Origin of the sequence: Bradyrhizobium sp. 197 (genome assembly GCF_023073375.1) — a bacterium.
Classification (GTDB): Bacteria; Pseudomonadota; Alphaproteobacteria; order Rhizobiales; family Xanthobacteraceae; genus Bradyrhizobium.
The window spans coordinates 218,056-235,338 of record NZ_JADPJJ010000092.1; the positions used below are offsets into that span (position 1 = coordinate 218,056).

Sequence of the window (17,283 nt, forward strand, 5' to 3'; positions counted from 1 at the left end):
CAAGCCCGAGACACAACGGGCTCTGGTAAATGAGGGGAGTTTTCGATGGAGCGCATCTGGCTCAAGCAATATCCGCCCGGCGTGCCTGCTGATATCGAGCCGACGCAATACTCATCGCTGGTCGACCTGTTGGAGGAGAGCTTTTCGAAGTTCGCCGACCGCAAGGCGTTCATCTGCATGGACAAGTCGATCAGCTATCGCGACCTCGATCAGATGTCGGTCGCGCTGGCCGCATATCTGCAAGGCCGTGGGCTCCAGCGCGGTGCTCGCGTCGCCCTCATGATGCCGAACGTGCTGCAATATCCGGTCGCGACCGCCGCGGTGCTGCGCGCCGGTTTCGCCGTGGTCAACGTCAACCCGCTCTACACACCGCGCGAGCTCGAGCACCAGCTCAAGGATTCCGGCGCCGAAGCCATTATCGTGCTGGAGAATTTTGCCCATACCGTCGAGCAGGTGATCGCGAAGACGCAAGTGAAGCACGTCATCGTCGCCAGCATGGGCGACCTGCTCGGCTTCAAGGGCGTGATCGTCAATCTCGTCGTCCGCCGCGTCAAAAAGATGGTGCCGGCCTGGTCGCTGCCGGGCGCGGTGTCGTTCAACGATGCGTTATCGGCTGGCCGCGGCGCGACGTTCAACAAACCGAAACTGTCGCCCGGCGACGTCGCCTTCCTGCAATATACCGGCGGCACCACCGGCGTCTCCAAGGGCGCCACCCTGCTCCACCGCAACATCGTCGCCAACGTGTTGCAGAACGACGCCTGGCTCCAGCCGGCGATAGTCGCACCCCCGCATGTCGATCAGCTCATGATCGTTTGCGCGCTGCCACTCTACCACATCTTCGCGCTGACGGCCTGCTACCTGCTCGCGGTGCGCGCCGGCGGCTGTAATCTGCTGATCCCCAATCCGCGCGACATCGCAGGCTTCGTCAAGGAGCTGGCAAAATACCAGGTCAACAGCTTCCCGGCTGTGAACACGCTCTACAACGGATTGATGCACCATCCCGATTTCAAGAAACTCGACTTCTCCAAGCTGAAGATTTCCAACGGCGGCGGCATGGCGGTGCAGCGCCCCGTGGCCGAGCAATGGAAGGAGGTGACCGGCTGCTTCATCGCCGAAGGCTACGGCCTGTCGGAGACATCGCCGACGCTGACCTGCAATCCCGCGACCACGACCGAGTTCTCGGGATCGATCGGCATTCCCGTGCCCTCGACCTGGATTTCGATCCGCGACGACGACGGCAACGAGCTGCCGCTCGGCCAGCCCGGCGAGATCTGCGCCAAGGGCCCGCAGGTGATGTCGGGCTACTGGAACAGACCGGACGAGACCGCGAAGGTGATGACCGCCGACGGCTATTTCCGCACCGGCGACATCGGCGTGATGGACGAGACCGGCTACACCAAAATCGTCGACCGCAAGAAGGACATGATCCTGGTCTCCGGCTTCAACGTCTATCCCAACGAGATCGAGGAAGTGATCGCGAGCCATCCGGGCGTGCTCGAATGCGCCGTGATCGGCATTCCCGATTCCAAGTCGGGCGAGGCGGTGAAAGCGTTCCTGGTCAAGAAGGATCCGAATCTCACGGCCGAAGCCGTGATCAAGTTCTGCCAGGAGCAGCTCACCGGCTACAAGGTGCCCAAGCAGATCGAATTCCGCACCGACCTGCCGAAGACCAATGTCGGCAAGATCCTGCGCCGGCAATTGCGGGACGAGAAGAAGGCGGAGGCGGCGTAGGCCGCTCCCTGGATTCATGACTGACGTAGGCGACATTACGCCGGCCGGCATTCTCGCGTTCTGGCGGGAGGCCGGTCGCGAGCGCTGGTACAAGCACAGCGACGCTTTCGACGCGGAGGTCAGGCGTCGCTTTCTTCTGCTATGGAAGAGGGCAACCGCCGGCGAGCTGGCCTCCTGGGAAGACAGCGACGAGGGCGCGCTGGCGCTCGTCATTGCGCTCGACCAGTTTCCCCGCAACATGTTCCGCGGCACGGCGGAAGCCTTTGCCAGCGACGCGCTGGCGCGCAACGTCGCCCGCCGCGCGATCGAGAGGGGCACAGATCGCAGGATCGATCCCATCCTGCTCGAATTCCTCTATTTGCCCTTCATGCATTCCGAGCACCTATCCGACCAGTTGCATTGCGTCGCGCTGTTTCAGAACACCGACAATGCCGAGAACCTGAAATACGCGCGGGAGCACGCCGACATCATCCAGCGGTTCGGCCGCTTCCCCCACCGCAACCGGCTCCTGGGACGCGAGACCACCGAGGACGAACAGGCCTTCCTCGACGGCGGCGGTTTTGCCGGCTGATGACATAACGGTGAAGGGCCGCGACCCTCGCCGCCTCCCAACCTGCAACATTGTGCAGCGCCGCCGCACGGTCTAAAAAGCGGGACCGATTTTCAGGGAGACTGACGATGGCGATCCAGACTGGCGACAAGCTGCCCGAGGCGAAATTCCGCGTGATGACGGCGGAAGGTCCGCAGGTGAAGACCACCGACGATATCTTCAAGGGCAAGAAAGTGGCGCTGTTCGCGGTGCCCGGCGCCTATACCGGCACCTGCCACAAGATGCATCTGCCGAGCATCTTCCTCAACGCCTATGCCATGAAGGACAAGGGCGTCGAGACCATCGCCATCGTCTCCGTCAACGACGCCTTCGTCATGAACGCCTGGAAGCGCGACACCGACCAGCGCGACGAGGCCATCTTCCTCGCCGACGGCAATGCCGACTTCGCCAAGGCGATCGGCATGGAGCTCGACGCCTCCGGCAACGGTCTCGGCATCCGCTCCAAGCGCTATTCGATGCTGGTCGAGGACGGCGTGGTCAAGAAGCTGAACCTCGAGGCGATGCCCGGCAAGGTCGAGGTGTCCGGCGGCGATACGCTGCTCGGGCAGTTGTAAGGCGGCCAGCGCTTTTAGCCTTAACCACAACTGTCATCGCCCGCGAGAAAGCGGGCGATCCAGTACGCCGAGACCTCTCGGCTGAATGATAAGCGTCTCTGGGATCGCCCGGTCAAGGCCGGGCGATGACAGTTGAGAATGAGGCGACGACGCCTCGCGCTATTCCGCCACCCGCTGCTGCAACCGCGCCTTCACGATCCCGTCGCGCGCGAGCTGATCGGCGCGTTCGTTCTCGGGATGCCCGGCGTGGCCCTTGACCCAGTGCCAGCGCACGTGATGCGCCTTCAGCGCGGCATCGAGGCGCTGCCATAGCTCGACATTCTTCACCGGCTTCTTGTCGGCGGTGCGCCAGCCATTGCGCTTCCAGCCATGGATCCAGCCGGTGATGCCCTGACGGACATATTGGCTGTCGGTGTAGAGATCGACGGTGCACGGTTTCTTCAGTGCTTCCAACGCGGAGATCGCCGCCATCAACTCCATCTGGTTGTTGGTGGTGTGACGCTCGCCGCCGTTCAGCTCCTTTTCCTTGTCGCCGAACTTGAGGATCGCGCCCCAGCCGCCGGGCCCGGGATTTCCCGAGCAGGCGCCGTCGGTATAGATCGTGACAACTGGAATCTCGCTCACGCGACCAGTCCTGACGGCATCAGCCCATAGTCGCGCACGGTGGAAACACTCTGGTGGAAGCGCAGCTTGCGGACATATTCCAGCGGATCCTTTGGCCGAACCAGTGCGCCAGGCGGAACGTTGAGCCAGTCGACCAGCCGCGTCAGCAGGAAGCGGATCGCGGCGCCGCGCGCCAGCAGCGGCAGTGCTGCCTCTTCCGCCTCGGAGAGCTTTCGCACGCGGCCATAGGCATTGAGGAAGGCGCGCGCCTTGGTGACGTTGAAGGAATGATCCGGCTCGAAACACCAGGCGTTGAGGCAGATCGCGACGTCATATGCCAGCATATCGTTGCAGGCGAAGGTGAAGTCGATGATCCCCGAGAGCTGGTCGCCGAGGAAGAAGACGTTGTCGTTGAAGAGGTCGGCATGGATCACGCCTTCGGGCAAAGGCTTCGGCCAGACCCCGCTCTCGAGGTAGTCGAGCTCGGCGGCGAGGAACGCGCGCAGGCCGGGTTGCACCTCGTCGGCCCGGTGTGACGCCGCATCGAACAGCGGCCGCCAGCCGGAGACCGAGAGCGCATTCGGACGCTTGATCGCGAAATTGGCGCCGGCCAGATGCATCTTCGCCAACGCCCCGCCGACGCCCGCGCAATGGGTCGCGCTCGGCTTGCGCGGCCAGACGCCTTCGAGAAAGGTGATGATCGCGGCCGGCCGGCCCGACAGCTCGCGCAGCGCCTCGCCGTCTCTGCCCTTCACCGGCAGCGGGCAGTTGATGCCGTGCTCGGCGAGATGCGTCATCAGCGCGAGAAAGAACGGCAAATCGTTCTTCGCCACGCGCTTCTCATAGAGCGTGAGGATGAAGGAGCCCTGGGTCGTATGCAGCAGGAAGTTTGAATTCTCGACGCCCTCGGCGATGCCCTTGTAGGAGAGCAATTCGCCGAGATCGTATTGGTTCAGGAAGTCCGCAAGCTCGTCGGCGGCAACGTCGGTGTAGACCGCCATGAAAGTCTACTCGGCGGCGGCTTCGGGGCGCACCTGACGCGGCAGCGGGAAGAACTCGTTCTCTTCCGCGGCCGAGACCGTCTCCACATGCAGCGTGAAGCGCTCGGCGAACGCGTCCATGATCTCCTCGACGATCACTTCCGGTGCCGAGGCGCCCGCGGTGATGCCGAGGCTGGTGATGTTCTCGAAACGCTTCCAGTCGAGGTCGGCGGCGCGCTGCGCCAGCACCGCGATCGGGCAGCCCTCGCGTTCCGCGACTTCGCGCAGGCGCTGCGAGTTCGACGAGTTCGGCGCACCGACCACGATCAGGGCATCGACCACCGGTGCCACCTTCTTCACCGCGAGCTGGCGGTTGGTGGTGGCGTAGCAGATGTCTTCCTTGTGCGGCCCGTTGATGTTCGGGAAGCGCTCCTTCAGGAGTGCGACGATCTCCGCGGTGTCGTCGATCGACAGCGTGGTCTGAGTCACGAAGGCGAGGTTGTTCGGATCCTTCGGAGCGATGGTCTTGGCGTCCTCGGCGGTCTCGATCAGGGTGACGGCGCCGACGGGGAGCTGGCCGAGCGTACCGACCACCTCAGGGTGATGGGAATGGCCGATCAGGAAGATTTCGCGGCCACGCTTGAAATGGATCGCGGCCTCGCGGTGCACCTTGGTCACCAGCGGGCAGGTCGCATCCAGCGAAAACAGATTGCGGGACGTGGCGTCGGCCGGAACGGATTTCGGCACGCCATGGGCCGAGAACACCACCGGCGCGGTGGTGTTTTCCGGGATCTCGGCAAGCTCCTCGACGAAGATCGCGCCCTTCTTCTTCAACCCGTCGACGACGTATTTATTGTGCACAATCTCGTGGCGAACATAGACGGGGGCGCCGTATTTATCGAGCGCCCGTTCCACGGTGTCGATCGCCCGGACCACCCCGGCACAGAAGCCACGGGGAGAACAAAGCACGATCTTAAGGTCTGGTTTGGCTGACATTGAGCGATCTCGGGACCGAATCACCTCGCCAAATGGGCGGGAAGCGGTCGATGGATGAATAGGGCTTGGGAACGAGCTTACAGCGACTTCAGAGGGAATTGGGCCCCCTTTCGGGCGCTGTCAAGGCACTATCTATAGCAGAACCATTGCGTGACTACCCCCTCCGGGCTTATATAGCCCGAATTCCCAGTCATCGCTGATGACCACCGGTTTCGCCTCCAAAAGGGGTGGGCGAAGCACAAAGGAGATTTGCCATGAGCAACGCACCGCTGATGCCCAAGGCGACCGCCGTTTGGCTGCTCGACAACACCGCGCTGACCTTCGACCAGGTCGCCGATTTCACCAAAATGCACCCCCTTGAGGTGCGCGCGATCGCCGACGGCGACGCGGCGCAGGGCATCAAGGGCATGGATCCCCTCTCCAACGGCCAGCTGACCCGCGAGGAGATCGAGAAGGGCGAGAGAAGCCCGGACTACCGGCTCCGCCTCCAGGAGAGCAAGGTGGTGCTGCCACCGCAGCCCAAGCGCAAGGGTCCGCGATACACCCCGGTCTCGCGCCGCCACGAGCGCCCGAGCGCCATTCTCTGGCTGCTGCGCAACCATGCCGAACTCAAGGACGCCCAGATCATGCGCCTGGTTGGTACCACCAAGAGCACGATCGCCAGCGTCCGCGACCGCACCCACTGGAATACCTCGTCGCTGACCCCCATCGACCCCGTGACCCTCGGTCTCTGCTCGCAGATCGAACTCGATTTCGAGGTCGCGCGCGCCGCCAAGGAAAAGCCGATCGACGCAGCCTATGGCGGCGCAACCCTGCTGCCGGCCTCCGAGACCACCAAGAAGGACGAGTTCGAGCCGGCGGAGAAATCCAGCGACGACCTCAACGTCGACGCCGTGTTCGCCAAGCTCAAGACGCTTGGCGGCAAGAAGCAGGAGGAAGATGGGGAGTAATCCTTCGTCTTCAGTCGTCATCGAATGCAAACGCGGCGGGAAAACCCGCCGCGTTTTTTTAGTGTGACGCAAGGACGGAACAGGTGGAAGCAGCCTCTACGGCCGGTCCGGATGGTTCAGCATGTATTCGCCGAGGTCGCGCTGGCGACGGTCGGCCCGGGTGGTCGCGGCGCTGCGCTGGACGTCGCGGTCCTTGCGGCAGGCCACGTATTCGGGCGAGCCCAGCGCATTGCCACGGCTCTGGCAGACCGCGTCGTCATCGTCGCCGCCCATCGCCACCGGCGTCTGGTAGCGCGCGGAGCAAGCGGAGAGGGCGATGGCGAGCAGGACAGCTGCAAGCAGGCGCGGCGTGGCGGCGAGTGGCATACGAGATCCTTATTGGCCGGCCTTGTTTAGCGCGGAATGAGGAGATTGTAAGTCGTTTGCACCGTCATTCCGGAGCGGTCCGCAGGACCGAACCCGTAATGACGACGGAGCTCACACCCTCCCCTTCAGCGCCTCCCCGATCTCGTCGAGCACCTTGGGGTCCTCGATCGTCGCTGGCACCGTCCAGGTCTCGCCATCAGCGATCTTCTTGATGGTGCCGCGCAAAATCTTGCCCGAGCGCGTCTTGGGCAAGCGGCCGACAATGATGGCGAGCTTGAACGCGGCGACGGGACCGAGCTTGTCGCGCACCAGCGCGACGATCTCTTTCTCGATCTCGGCGGGAGCCCGCTTCACGCCAGCCTTGAGCACCAGGAAGCCGCAGGGTACCTCGCCCTTGATCGCATCCTTGACGCCGAGCACGGCGCATTCGGCGACATCGGCATGCGAAGCCAAAATCTCCTCCATGCCGCCGGTCGAGAGCCGATGGCCGGCGACGTTGATGATGTCGTCGGTGCGGCCCATGACGAAGACATAGCCGTCCTGATCCTTGTAGCCGGCATCCGAAGTTTTGTAGTAGCCGGGAAATTCGGTGAGATAGGCTTCCTTGAATCGTTCGTCCTGATTCCACAGCGTCGGCAGGCAGGCCGGCGGCATCGGCAGCTTGATGACGATCGATCCCATGGTGTTGGGGCCGACCGGCTTTGCGGCCTCGTCGACCACGTCGACCTGATAGCCCGGCATCGGGACCGTCGGTGAGCCGTGCTTCACCGGCAGCATGCCGAGCCCCACCGGATTGCCGGCGATGCACCAGCCCGTCTCCGTCTGCCACCAATGGTCGATGACAGGCACTTTCAACTGCTGCTCCGCCCATTCCACCGTCGGCGGATCGGCGCGCTCGCCGGCGAGGAACAGCGTGCGGAATGTCGAGAGGTCGTATTGCCGGATGAATTTTCCTTCCGGATCATCTTTGCGGATCGCGCGGAACGCGGTCGGCGCGGTGAAAAAGGCGACCGCCTTGTGCTCGCTGATCACGCGCCAGAATGCCCCCGCATCGGGCGTGCCGACCGGCTTGCCCTCGTACATGATCGAGGTCGCGCCGTGCAGCAGCGGACCGTAGACGATGTAGCTGTGGCCGACCACCCAGCCGATGTCGGAGCCGCACCACCAGACCTCGCCCGGCTTGACGCCATAGAGGTTGAACATGGACCATTTTAGCGCGACGAGATGGCCGCCATTGTCGCGCACGACGCCCTTGGGAATGCCGGTCGTGCCTGACGTATAGAGGATGTAGAGCGGATCGGTGGCCGCGACGGGCACGCACGGCGCCTTCTTGCCGTCGTTCATCGCCTTGCGGCGCAGGGCCGCCCAGTCGTAGTCGCGTCCTGGCGTCAGGTCGCAGATGAAGTGCGAACGTTGCAGCACGATGCAGGCCTTCGGCTTCACACCTGCAAGCCTGATCGCCTCGTCGAGCAGCGGCTTGTACTGCACGATGCGCCCGGGCTCGATGCCGCAGCTCGCCGACAGAATCAACTTTGGCTGCGCATCGTCGATGCGGCTGGCGAGCTCCTTCGCGGCAAAGCCGCCGAACACCACGGAGTGCACCGCGCCGATGCGCGCGCAGGCGAGCATCGCAACGACGGCCTCCGGTACCATCGGCATATAGAGGATGACGCGATCGCCCTTGGCGACACCAAAATCCTGCATGATGGCGGCGAGCGCCTGCACCTCGGCCAGCAGTTCAGCATAGGTGAACCTGGTGACCGTGTTGGTCAGCGGCGAATCATGGATCAGCGCGACCTGGCCGGCGCGGCCGCTCGCGACATGGCGGTCGAGCGCATTGTAGCAGGTGTTAACCAAGCCGCCGCTGAACCAGCGGCCGTAGACGCCCTGCGAAGCATCGAAGATCGCCTTCGGCGGCTCGATCCAGTCGATCTCCTTCGCCGCCTCGGCCCAAAAGCCCTCAGGGTCGGCCAGCGAGCGCGCATAGACGTCGTGATAGCTGCTTTTCCCCTGGACATTCATGCTTGCGCTCCCGTTCCCTTTATTCGCCTGGCCTTGACCTTTGGCGGGACAAACGTCCCGCCATGACAGGGATCAAGTACCGGGCTTGTTTGGGGGGTATTTTCCCGGGAACGGGCCGCGGTTCAAGCTGAAAGAACGGTGCTCAGCTATCCATCGCATTCAGCCGCTGTAACCGCTCCTGCATGACCTTTCTCAGGTCATAGCCCGGCCGGCGGAAGCTCGTATTGCGGGTGGCGAGGAAATCCCGCTGGGTGCGGCGGAGGTCGCCGGCCGAGCGGGAGCCGGCCGACTTCAATACGCGTTCGTAGGTCTCGGCAATCTGGCGGTCGAGCACGCCCAACTGTGGATCGGCGCAGATCATCTTCTCGACCTCGCGCTTCGCCGTGGCACAATCGAACGACGGGCCATTGCCGGAATTCGCCGCGAGCGGCCGCAGCGGCTCGACGCCGAATTTCGCGATCTCCGCGATCATGGTTCGGCGGCCGCTGGCGGCATTGTCGTTGCCGGGATCGAGCCGTAGCGCGGTCTCGTAATCGGCCAGCGCCTTCTTGCGCTCGCCCATCTTCTTGTAGAGCACGGCGCGGTTGTTGTAGGTCTGCGCGAAATTCGGGTCGAGTTTCAGCGCGGCCTCGTAATCGCTGAGCGCAGCACCAAGCTCGCCCTTGAGATGGTAGGAATCGCCGCGATTGGTGAAGAAATTCGGCCGCGGTGCCAGCCGCAGCGCCTGATCGTAATCGGCAATCGCCTTGTCGTACTCGCCCATCGCGGCCAGCGACAGGCCGCGATTGTCGTAATATTCGGGCACCTTCGGATCGAGCCTGATCGCCTCGCCGTCGTCGGCAACCGCCTTGTCGAGCTGGCCGAGCTTCTTGTAGGCGGCGCCACGATTGGTGTAGCTGCGCGGCCGGTTCGGATCGAGCCGCAACGCCTCGCTGAGATCGCGAATCGCCTTGTCGTTGTCGCCGCCGAGATAGTAGGTCACGCCGCGGTCGGACCAGGTCTGCGCATTGTCAGGCTTCAGCTTGATCGCCTGATCGTAATCGGTAAGCGCGCGGTCGAGCCGGCGCTGGTTGGTGTAGACCACGCCGCGCAGCTCGTAAGACTCCGCATCCTGCGGATCGAGCTCGATGGCCTTGCTGAGATCCGCCGCGGCGCGGTTGAGATCGCCGCCGGCCTCGAGCAGGAGATCGCCGCGCAGGCGCCAGGCTTTTGCATTTCGGCCCTCGAGCGCGATGGCGCGGTCGATATCCCTCAGCGCCTGCGTGACGCCGCCCGAGGTCCGCGCATTGGCGTCGGCGCGCACCAGCAATGCCGCGGCGCGATCGGAGGATGGATTTGAGGCCTGGTCGATGATGGCGCTGCATGCCGGGATCAGCTCGGCCGGAGCGGCCTTGCTCCCCATCACGCAATCGACGCCGGCCAAGGCAGGAGCGACGAGGACGACGCTCATTGCCGCGCTGAGCAGGAAGGAGCGAAGCGAGATTTTTGCAAACGAGAACATTTGCGCGGAAAGATGCGTACCGCACATGGCATAGGGCTCCGAGACATCAGGCTTTCACCATTGTCGCGGCGGCCAAAGAATCGGTTCAAATCGGGCGTGTCAGGGGCGCACCGACCCCTCCCTCCCTCGCCCCGCCCTTGAGGCGGCAGACGAGGAGCCTCAATAGCCATCCACCCCGTTCAGCCGCAGCAGCCGCTCCTGCATCGCCTTCTTCAGATCGTAGCCGGGCCGGCCATATCCGGCATTGCGGCGGGCAATGAAATCGTCCTGCTCGCGCTGAAGCGCCTTCGCTTCGCCCGCATTGCGGGCCTCGCGGAGCACACGGGCATTGGAGGCAAAAACCTCGCGGTCGAGATCGGCGAGCTCGCGGTTGGCGCAGATCGCCTTCTCGACGGGGCGGCGCGCACCCTTGCAACTGAAGCTGGGCTTGCCTGCGACCGCCATCTGCGCGCCGATCCGCTCGATCTCGCGCGCCATCGCCTTGTGATTGACCTTGGCCTTCTCGTGGTTCGGATCGATCTTCAGCGCTGCGCCGAAATCCTGCACCGCCTTGGGCTTGTCGCCCTTCCTCAGCCAGAGCTCGCCGCGCGCGTTGAAGATATCGGCGAGGCCGGAATCAAGCAGAACAGCGCGGCTGTCGTCGGCGATCGCGCGGTCGACCTGGTCGTGCCGTGCATAAAGCCCGCCGCGCGCGATCAGCGCCTTGATCAGGTCGCCTTTTGCCGCCTTCTCGTTGTCGATCACGGCGGCGCAGGCCGTGGCGGCCTTGTCGATGTCGTCGGCCGCTGCAGCAGCAAGGCACGGCGCGACGTCGACCTGCGGGACCGCGGCCGGTTCGCCGCCGGTCGCGGCATGAGCCGCGGCGAACGAGAGCGCAAAGAGCAACCCGGCGCCGGACCATTGAATGAGAAAACGCATGCTCGTCACAATCGGAAAGGCCTGAGTTAAGGTCCGGGTTAAGGTCTTGCCTCGGGGCCGCACTATCCATCATACGGCCGGATTGGTGCTAGCTTGTGGCGCCGCTCAATCGGGTTCGGGCATCAACGTGTCGACATTCGAATGGATCATCGTGCTTCTGCTCGGCGCCGTTGCATTATCGGCGCTGGCGCGGCGGATCAAGGTCCCCTACCCGACCTTTCTCGCGATCGGTGGCGCGCTGATCGCCTTTGTGCCGTCGAGCCCGTCCTGGACGCTGGAGCCCGACCTGGCATTGGCTCTTTTTGTCGCACCGGTCCTGCTCGATGCCGCCTTCGACACCTCGCTGCGCGATCTCCGCAACAATTGGGTTCCGGTCTCCACCCTGGTCGTCGCCGCCGTCGGCCTGACCACAGCCGGCGTGGCCTACGTTGCGCACCGGCTGATGCCGGACATGCCCTGGGCCGCCGCGGTTGCGCTCGGCGCCATCGTGGCCCCGCCGGATGCTGCCGCCGCGGTCGCAATCCTGAGCCAGGTGAAGTTGCCCTATCGGATGGTCAAGGTTCTGGAAGGCGAGAGCCTGCTCAACGACGCGACCGCGCTCTTGATCTATCGCATCGCGGTCGGCGCGGTCGCCACGGAGCATCTGGCATGGAGCCAGGTCGCGCCGACCATGGCGCTGGCGCTGGTCGGCAGCGTCATCGCGGGATTGGTCGCAGGCCGCATCATCCCGCTGTTCATGGAACGGGTAAAGGAAGCGCCGAGCGCGATCATCGTGCAGTTCGCCACCACCTTCATGGTCTGGATTGCCGCCGAGCATCTCGGCCTTTCCGGCATCCTCACCATCGTGGTCTACGGCATCACCATCGCGCGCACGGCGGGGGCACGCATGCCGGCGCGGCTGCGGGTGCCGTCCTATGCGGTGTGGGAGACCATGGTGTTCGTGCTCAACGTGCTCGCCTTCATGCTGATCGGCATGCAGATGCGGCCGATCTGGACGCGGCTCAATGCGGACGTGCGCTGGGAGTATTGCGTGGCCGCGGCCTGGATCCTGCTCACGGTGGTGCTGGTGCGGCTCGCCTGGATCACATTCTACCGCACGACGCTGCGCGCACTGATCGCGCACGGGGTCTATCACCCAAAGGATCCGAAGCAGGTCGCCTCGCCCAAGGGCGGCCTCATCGTCTCCTGGTGCGGCATGCGCGGTCTCGTCACGCTCGCGACCGCCTTTGCCCTGCCGGAAAACTTTCCCTATCGCGACTTCATCGTCTTTTCGGCGTTTGCGGTCGTGCTCGGCACGCTGGTCGTGCAGGGCCTGACGCTGCGGCCGCTGATCCTGGCGTTCGACCTCAAGGACGACGATCCCGTCGGCATCGAGGTCGCGCGCGCCCGCGCCATCGCCTATCGCGCGGCGCTCGACGCGATCGAGGACGATCCGTCGGAGGAGGCTGAAATCCTGCGGCTCGAATATCGCGCCATCCTGATGCAGACGGACGACGATCCGAACGGCGGTGTCGCCAACGGCGAATTGCCCGCCGATCCCCTGCGCCGCCGGGGTATCGCGGCCGCGCGAAAGTCGATCTTCGACCTCCGCGCCACCGAAGTAATCGGCGACGATGCATTTCATCGGATCGAGGAAGAGCTCGATCGCGCAGAATTGAGCGCGGGGGGTTAAATCCTGTCGCCCCTGACATCCGCCCCGCCTGCACAGGTGGCCAGGGGCTTGAACCAAACCGCGCCTCTTCAGACTCATTCCAGATGACGACCCTAATCGACGACCGTCGTGTGCGCGCGCGAGATGCGTCGCCCGCACGATATTTTTATCTCCACATGGCACTGGCCTGCGCGGCCACCGCTTTTCTCGGCTTCGCACCGACCTATTTTGTGCCGCTCGCGCAACGGACATTGTCCGCAAGCCCCGTGATTCATTTTCACGGTCTCTTGTTCTTCACCTGGTCTCTCTATTTCGTGATCCAGGCCTGGCTCGCGGCCTCAGGCCGCGTGCTCAATCACCGCGCGATCGGCATCGCCGGCGTTTCGCTCGCGACCGCGATGACGATCTTCGGCTTCCTCGCATCGGTGCATGTGATGCAGCATTCCGCCGCGCTCGGACAGAAAGGGGCCGGCATCGCCTTCTCGATCGTGCCGATGAGCGGGATCGCGTTCTTCGCAGTGGTGTTCATGCTCGCGATCATGAACACGCGAAAGCCCGAGATTCACAAACGCCTGATGCTGCTAGCCGCGGTCTCCATCCTCGATGCGGCGATCGCGCGCTGGTTTCTCACCTTCCTTGCGCCTCCGGGACCGCCCGGGCCGCCGCCGGTGCCCGTTACCATCGCGCCGGCCGTGGTCGCTTCGCTGCTGCTCGTCGTCGCCATGGTACGCGACTGGCGCACCGAAGGCCGCGTGCATCCGGTGTACATCTACGGTACGCTCGCGATGCTGGCGGTGAAGGTGCTGAACTGGCCGATCAGCGAGACTGCGGCGTGGCATTCGTTTGCCGGCGGGATTCTGGCGCTGGCGCAGTAAGGGCCCGGGCTGTCGTCCTGGCGCAAGCCAGGGCGACGAGGAAGGGAGCTACGCCCCCGCCTTGCACGTGATCCCGCCGTCCACCACCAGCTCGATCCCCGTCACATATTTCGCTTCGTCCGACGCCAGGAACAGCGCGGCGTTGGCGACGTCCCAGGCCTCGCCCATGTGGCCCATCGGCACCTGCGCATCGCGGGCGCGCCACATCGCCTCGACATCGCCCTTGGCGTAGCTTTTCGCAAGGCCTGCGGAATGTTCCACCATCGGCGTCTTCATCAGGCCGGGCAGGATTGCATTCACGCGCACATGGTTCTTCGCGAACTCGATCGCGGTGGATCGCGTCAACTGGTTCATCGCCGCTTTGCTGACGTTGTAGCTGATATAAGAAATCCCGACATGGCGGATCGATGCGATCGAGGAGATGTTGATGATCGAGCCGCCGCCCTGCTTCACCATCACGGGGATGACGTGCTTCATGGCGAGATAGGCGCTCTTGAGGTTCACGGTGAAGACGCGGTCCCAGCTCTCCTCGGTCACCTCGACGACGCTGCCCATCTCGGCGATGCCAACATTGTTGTCGAGCACGTCGATGCGGCCGTGTGCCTTGAGGCATGCCGCAACCATCGACTCGATCTCGCTGGCGCGCGAGACGTCGGCCGTGAACGCGGTCGCCTTGCCGCCTTCGTCCGTGATGATCTTCGCGGTCTCTTCAGCGGCCGCACCGTTGCGATCGACGCAAAACACCTGCGCGCCCTCGCGCGCAAAGGTGAACGCGGTGGCCTTGCCGTTGCCCCAGCCCGGCCCGATCGAGCCGGCGCCCACCACCATCGCAACCTTGCCCTTGAGCCGGTCCATCGCGTGTCTCCCTTATTTCTCTTGTTCTTCGCACATGCTCATCTTCGTGACGTTAGCACCGATCGGATGCCCGACAATCTCCGATAACGTCTGGCACTTACCGTCATGGCAAAGCCGCCATTCGCCAGCCGCGCCGGAATTGCCCAGCACGACCTCCGGCATCGGCGCGCGCGCAGGCCTCCACTGAAACCAGCCGTCGACGAGCCGCGCCTCGGGCGGCGGCTCCATGCCGGGTCCGGTGCCCTTCACCCGCGCCTGCACCAGTTCGAGCCCCGCCGGGGTGACGCGCCAGTCTTCCTGCCAATCGACCTTCGCGATCGAATGTGTCCACACCAGCGTGAAGGCGGACAGCGCCAGCGCCTTCACGCCTGAGGCTGTGGCGAAGCAGAGGCTCACATCGCCTCGACCGGCGCCGGCGGACGCTGCCGCCACTGCCACAGTACGATCGCCGCGGAGAGCAGGAAGCCCGCGGTATCACTGAACGGGAAGTCGCCGAGCAGGCAGAGCGCTGCACCGAGCGCGACCAAACGTTCGAGGAACGTCAGGCGCGTGAACAGGAAGCCGATCGCGACCATGCCGAACAGCGCGATCGCCACCAGCGCCTTGAAGGTCGCCAGCGCCACCGCGCCGTAGAAGCCGAGCCTGGCCGCCATGGGATCGCCGGCCTGCAGCATCAGCGCCGGCGAATAGACGAAGACGAACGGGATGACGTAGCCGGCGAGCGCGATGCGCATCGCCTCCCAGCCGATCTTGTCGGGATTCTCCTTCGCGATCGGTGCCGCGGCTAACGCCGCAAGCGCCACCGGCGGCGAGAGGTCGGCCATGATGCCGTAGTAGAACGCGAACATGTGGCTCGCGATCAGGGGAACGCCGAGTTTCGCCAGCGCGGGCGCCGCGAGCGCTGCCGTAATGATGTAGGTCGGGATGGTCGGGATGCCGGTGCCGAGCAGGATCGACAGCAGCATGGTCATGATCAGCGCCAGGAACAGGCTCTTCTCGCCGAGGCCGATCACCCAGCCGCCGAAGATGGTGCCGACGCCGGTCTGCGACATCATGCCGATGATGACGCCGACGATGGCGCAGGCCATGCCGACGGTGATGGCGGATTTCGCGCTTTCAGCCAGCGCATCGCGGCAGGCGCGCAGGGCGGAAAATCCGCCGCGCACGAACGCAGTGATCACGATCAACGCGACGACGACGCCTGCGACCGGCACGATCTGAAGGCCGTCACGCGACAGCGCGGCAACAACGAGCGCGAGCCCGATCCAGAAGATGCTGCGGATCGCCATCGAAGACGCGCCCGTCGTGATGGCGGTGCCAAGGATCAGCCCCACTGTGAGCGCAAGGCCCATGCTACCGGCATAGAGCGGCGTAAAGCCTTCGAACAGCATGTAGACGAGGGCTGCGAGCGGCAGCACGAGGTACCAACCCTTCACCAGCGCCTTCCAGGCGCTCGGGGTCTCCGATTTCTTCATGCCGGTGAGGCCGTGCTTGCCGGCTTCCAGATGCACCATCCAGAAGGCGGAGGCGAAATAGAGCATCGCGGGAATCGCCGCCGCTTTCACGATCTCCGAATATTGGACGCCGAGCGTCTCCGCCATGATGAAGGCGACCGCGCCCATTACCGGCGGCATGATCTGCCCGCCCATCGAGGCTGTCGCCTCGACGCCGGCCGCGAACGCGCGGCGATAGCCGAACCTGATCATCAGCGGAATCGTGAACTGGCCGACGGTGACGACGTTGGCGACGCCGGAGCCGGAGATCGTGCCCATCATGCCCGAGGCGAACACCGCGACCTTGGCAGGTCCCCCGCGGGTACGGCCGAACAGGCCGAGCGAGACGTCGGTGAAGAGCTGGATCATGCCGGCGCGCTCCAGGAACGAGCCGAACAGGATGAACAGGAAGATGTAGGTCGCCGAGACGTAGATCGGCACGCCGTAAAAACCTTCGGTGCCGAACGACAGATGCGTGACGATCTGGTCGAAATCATAGCCGCGATGGTTGAGCGGCGACGGCAGATATTGCCCGAAGAACCAATAGACGAGACAGGCGCCGCACATCAGCGGTAGCGCCGGCCCCATCAGGCGTCGCGTGCCCTCGAAAATCAGCACCGCAAGCAGCGTGCCGACGGCGAGATCGAGGCGGGTCGGATCGCCGTCGCGCGCAATCAAGTCCGCATAAAAAATCCACTGGTAGAGGCCGCAGAAGAAACCCGCGCCGCCGATCACCCAGCCGAGCGCGCGTCCGGCGGCGCTCTTCGCGGTGAAGTTTGCGATCAGGCCGAAGGTGAGAAGAACGAGGAAACCGACATGGACGCCGCGCACCACCTGGCTCGGGAGATAATTGAAGGCGGCGACATAGAGCTGGAACGTGGCGAACGCGATGCCGATCCAATAGGCGAGTGTGCCCCACCAGCCAGGGCCAAAGCCTTCCGGGAAACCGTGCTCGAAATTGTCGAACTCGACCTTGATGGGCGCCGCGGTGCCCTCTGCCTGCAACATCGATATGTCCCCGCCCCCGATCGGGCGTTCCTACAGCATTCGCGCTGCATCCTGAATACGTTATGCCCGGGCTTGTCCCGGGCATCCACGATCTTTCTCGCCTGGCCTTAGAACGTGGACGGCCGGGACATCTGCGCGAAGACGCGCTTCGCGCTTTGCCCCGGCCATGA

General features: G+C 64.3%; 16 protein-coding genes. 6 read left to right on the top strand and 10 right to left on the bottom strand.

Going from position 1 to position 17,283, the window contains the following annotated elements; all coding sequences use genetic code 11:
- Positions 1-45 precede the first annotated feature (45 nt).
- The 3 genes from IVB27_RS21460 (at position 46) to IVB27_RS21470 (ending at position 2,895) form a co-directional block, all read left to right on the top strand.
- Entirely contained in the window at positions 46-1,731 is a 1,686-nt protein-coding gene (locus IVB27_RS21460) for a long-chain fatty acid--CoA ligase (protein ID WP_247351218.1), read from the top strand.
- 16 nt (positions 1,732-1,747) lie between these two features.
- The gene (locus IVB27_RS21465; protein ID WP_247445223.1) at positions 1,748-2,302 is read left to right on the top strand and encodes a DUF924 family protein; all 555 of its coding nucleotides are present in this window, start codon (positions 1,748-1,750) and stop codon (positions 2,300-2,302) included.
- Positions 2,303-2,409: 107 nt separating this feature from the next.
- Positions 2,410-2,895: a peroxiredoxin gene (locus tag IVB27_RS21470; protein WP_247445224.1), complete on the top strand. Its 486-nt coding sequence runs from the start codon at positions 2,410-2,412 to the stop codon at positions 2,893-2,895.
- Positions 2,896-3,054: 159 nt separating this feature from the next.
- Here the strand turns inward: IVB27_RS21470 and rnhA are convergent, their stop codons facing one another.
- The 3 genes from rnhA to ispH are packed head-to-tail and all read right to left on the bottom strand — an operon-like array spanning position 3,055 to position 5,474.
- Positions 3,055-3,519 carry a ribonuclease HI gene (rnhA, locus tag IVB27_RS21475; RefSeq protein WP_247445225.1) on the bottom strand — a complete coding sequence of 155 codons (465 nt, stop codon included), beginning with the start codon at positions 3,517-3,519 and terminating at the stop codon, positions 3,055-3,057.
- Positions 3,516-4,499: a homoserine kinase gene (locus IVB27_RS21480; protein WP_247445226.1), complete on the bottom strand. Its 984-nt coding sequence runs from the start codon at positions 4,497-4,499 to the stop codon at positions 3,516-3,518. Before IVB27_RS21480 ends, rnhA begins: the two co-directional genes overlap by 4 nt.
- A gap of 6 nt (positions 4,500-4,505) precedes the next feature.
- Positions 4,506-5,474 carry a 4-hydroxy-3-methylbut-2-enyl diphosphate reductase gene (ispH, locus tag IVB27_RS21485; RefSeq protein ID WP_247351230.1) on the bottom strand — a complete coding sequence of 323 codons (969 nt, stop codon included), beginning with the start codon at positions 5,472-5,474 and terminating at the stop codon, positions 4,506-4,508.
- Between the two features lie 254 nt (positions 5,475-5,728).
- Here ispH and IVB27_RS21490 point away from each other — a divergent pair, with 254 nt between their 5' ends.
- Complete coding sequence (locus IVB27_RS21490) at positions 5,729-6,424, top strand: DUF1013 domain-containing protein (RefSeq protein WP_247445227.1); 696 nt, start codon at positions 5,729-5,731, stop codon at positions 6,422-6,424.
- Positions 6,425-6,520: 96 nt separating this feature from the next.
- Here IVB27_RS21490 and IVB27_RS21495 read toward each other — a convergent pair whose 3' ends face one another.
- The 4 genes from IVB27_RS21495 to IVB27_RS21510 all read right to left on the bottom strand — a co-directional run bounded on the left by IVB27_RS21495 (position 6,521) and on the right by IVB27_RS21510 (position 11,231).
- Positions 6,521-6,790 (bottom strand): hypothetical protein, encoded by a 270-nt coding sequence (locus tag IVB27_RS21495; protein ID WP_247351234.1) that lies wholly within the window; start codon positions 6,788-6,790, stop codon positions 6,521-6,523.
- 111 nt (positions 6,791-6,901) lie between these two features.
- Complete coding sequence (locus IVB27_RS21500) at positions 6,902-8,812, bottom strand: propionyl-CoA synthetase (protein WP_247445228.1); 1,911 nt, start codon at positions 8,810-8,812, stop codon at positions 6,902-6,904.
- Positions 8,813-8,954: 142 nt separating this feature from the next.
- Positions 8,955-10,340, bottom strand: coding sequence for a tetratricopeptide repeat protein (locus IVB27_RS21505; protein WP_247445229.1), 1,386 nt, complete (start codon positions 10,338-10,340; stop codon positions 8,955-8,957).
- 132 nt (positions 10,341-10,472) lie between these two features.
- Positions 10,473-11,231: a tetratricopeptide repeat protein gene (locus IVB27_RS21510; RefSeq protein ID WP_247445230.1), complete on the bottom strand. Its 759-nt coding sequence runs from the start codon at positions 11,229-11,231 to the stop codon at positions 10,473-10,475.
- 127 nt (positions 11,232-11,358) lie between these two features.
- On the opposite strand from IVB27_RS21510, the gene IVB27_RS21515 reads away from it, so the two are divergent.
- Positions 11,359-12,903, top strand: coding sequence for a cation:proton antiporter (locus tag IVB27_RS21515; protein ID WP_247445232.1), 1,545 nt, complete (start codon positions 11,359-11,361; stop codon positions 12,901-12,903).
- Positions 12,904-12,986: 83 nt separating this feature from the next.
- Positions 12,987-13,757 (top strand): hypothetical protein, encoded by a 771-nt coding sequence (locus IVB27_RS21520; protein WP_247445233.1) that lies wholly within the window; start codon positions 12,987-12,989, stop codon positions 13,755-13,757.
- A 48-nt stretch (positions 13,758-13,805) separates the two neighbouring features.
- Here the strand turns inward: IVB27_RS21520 and IVB27_RS21525 are convergent, their stop codons facing one another.
- Genes IVB27_RS21525 through IVB27_RS21535 form a run of 3 tightly spaced genes read right to left on the bottom strand, consistent with a single transcriptional unit; the run spans position 13,806 to position 17,113 of the window.
- Positions 13,806-14,612 (bottom strand): SDR family NAD(P)-dependent oxidoreductase, encoded by an 807-nt coding sequence (locus IVB27_RS21525; RefSeq protein WP_247445234.1) that lies wholly within the window; start codon positions 14,610-14,612, stop codon positions 13,806-13,808.
- 12 nt (positions 14,613-14,624) lie between these two features.
- Positions 14,625-15,044: a DUF1850 domain-containing protein gene (locus IVB27_RS21530; RefSeq protein WP_247445235.1), complete on the bottom strand. Its 420-nt coding sequence runs from the start codon at positions 15,042-15,044 to the stop codon at positions 14,625-14,627.
- Positions 15,005-17,113, bottom strand: coding sequence for a TRAP transporter permease (locus tag IVB27_RS21535; RefSeq protein WP_247445236.1), 2,109 nt, complete (start codon positions 17,111-17,113; stop codon positions 15,005-15,007). Before IVB27_RS21535 ends, IVB27_RS21530 begins: the two co-directional genes overlap by 40 nt.
- Between the last annotated feature and the right edge of the window lie 170 nt (positions 17,114-17,283).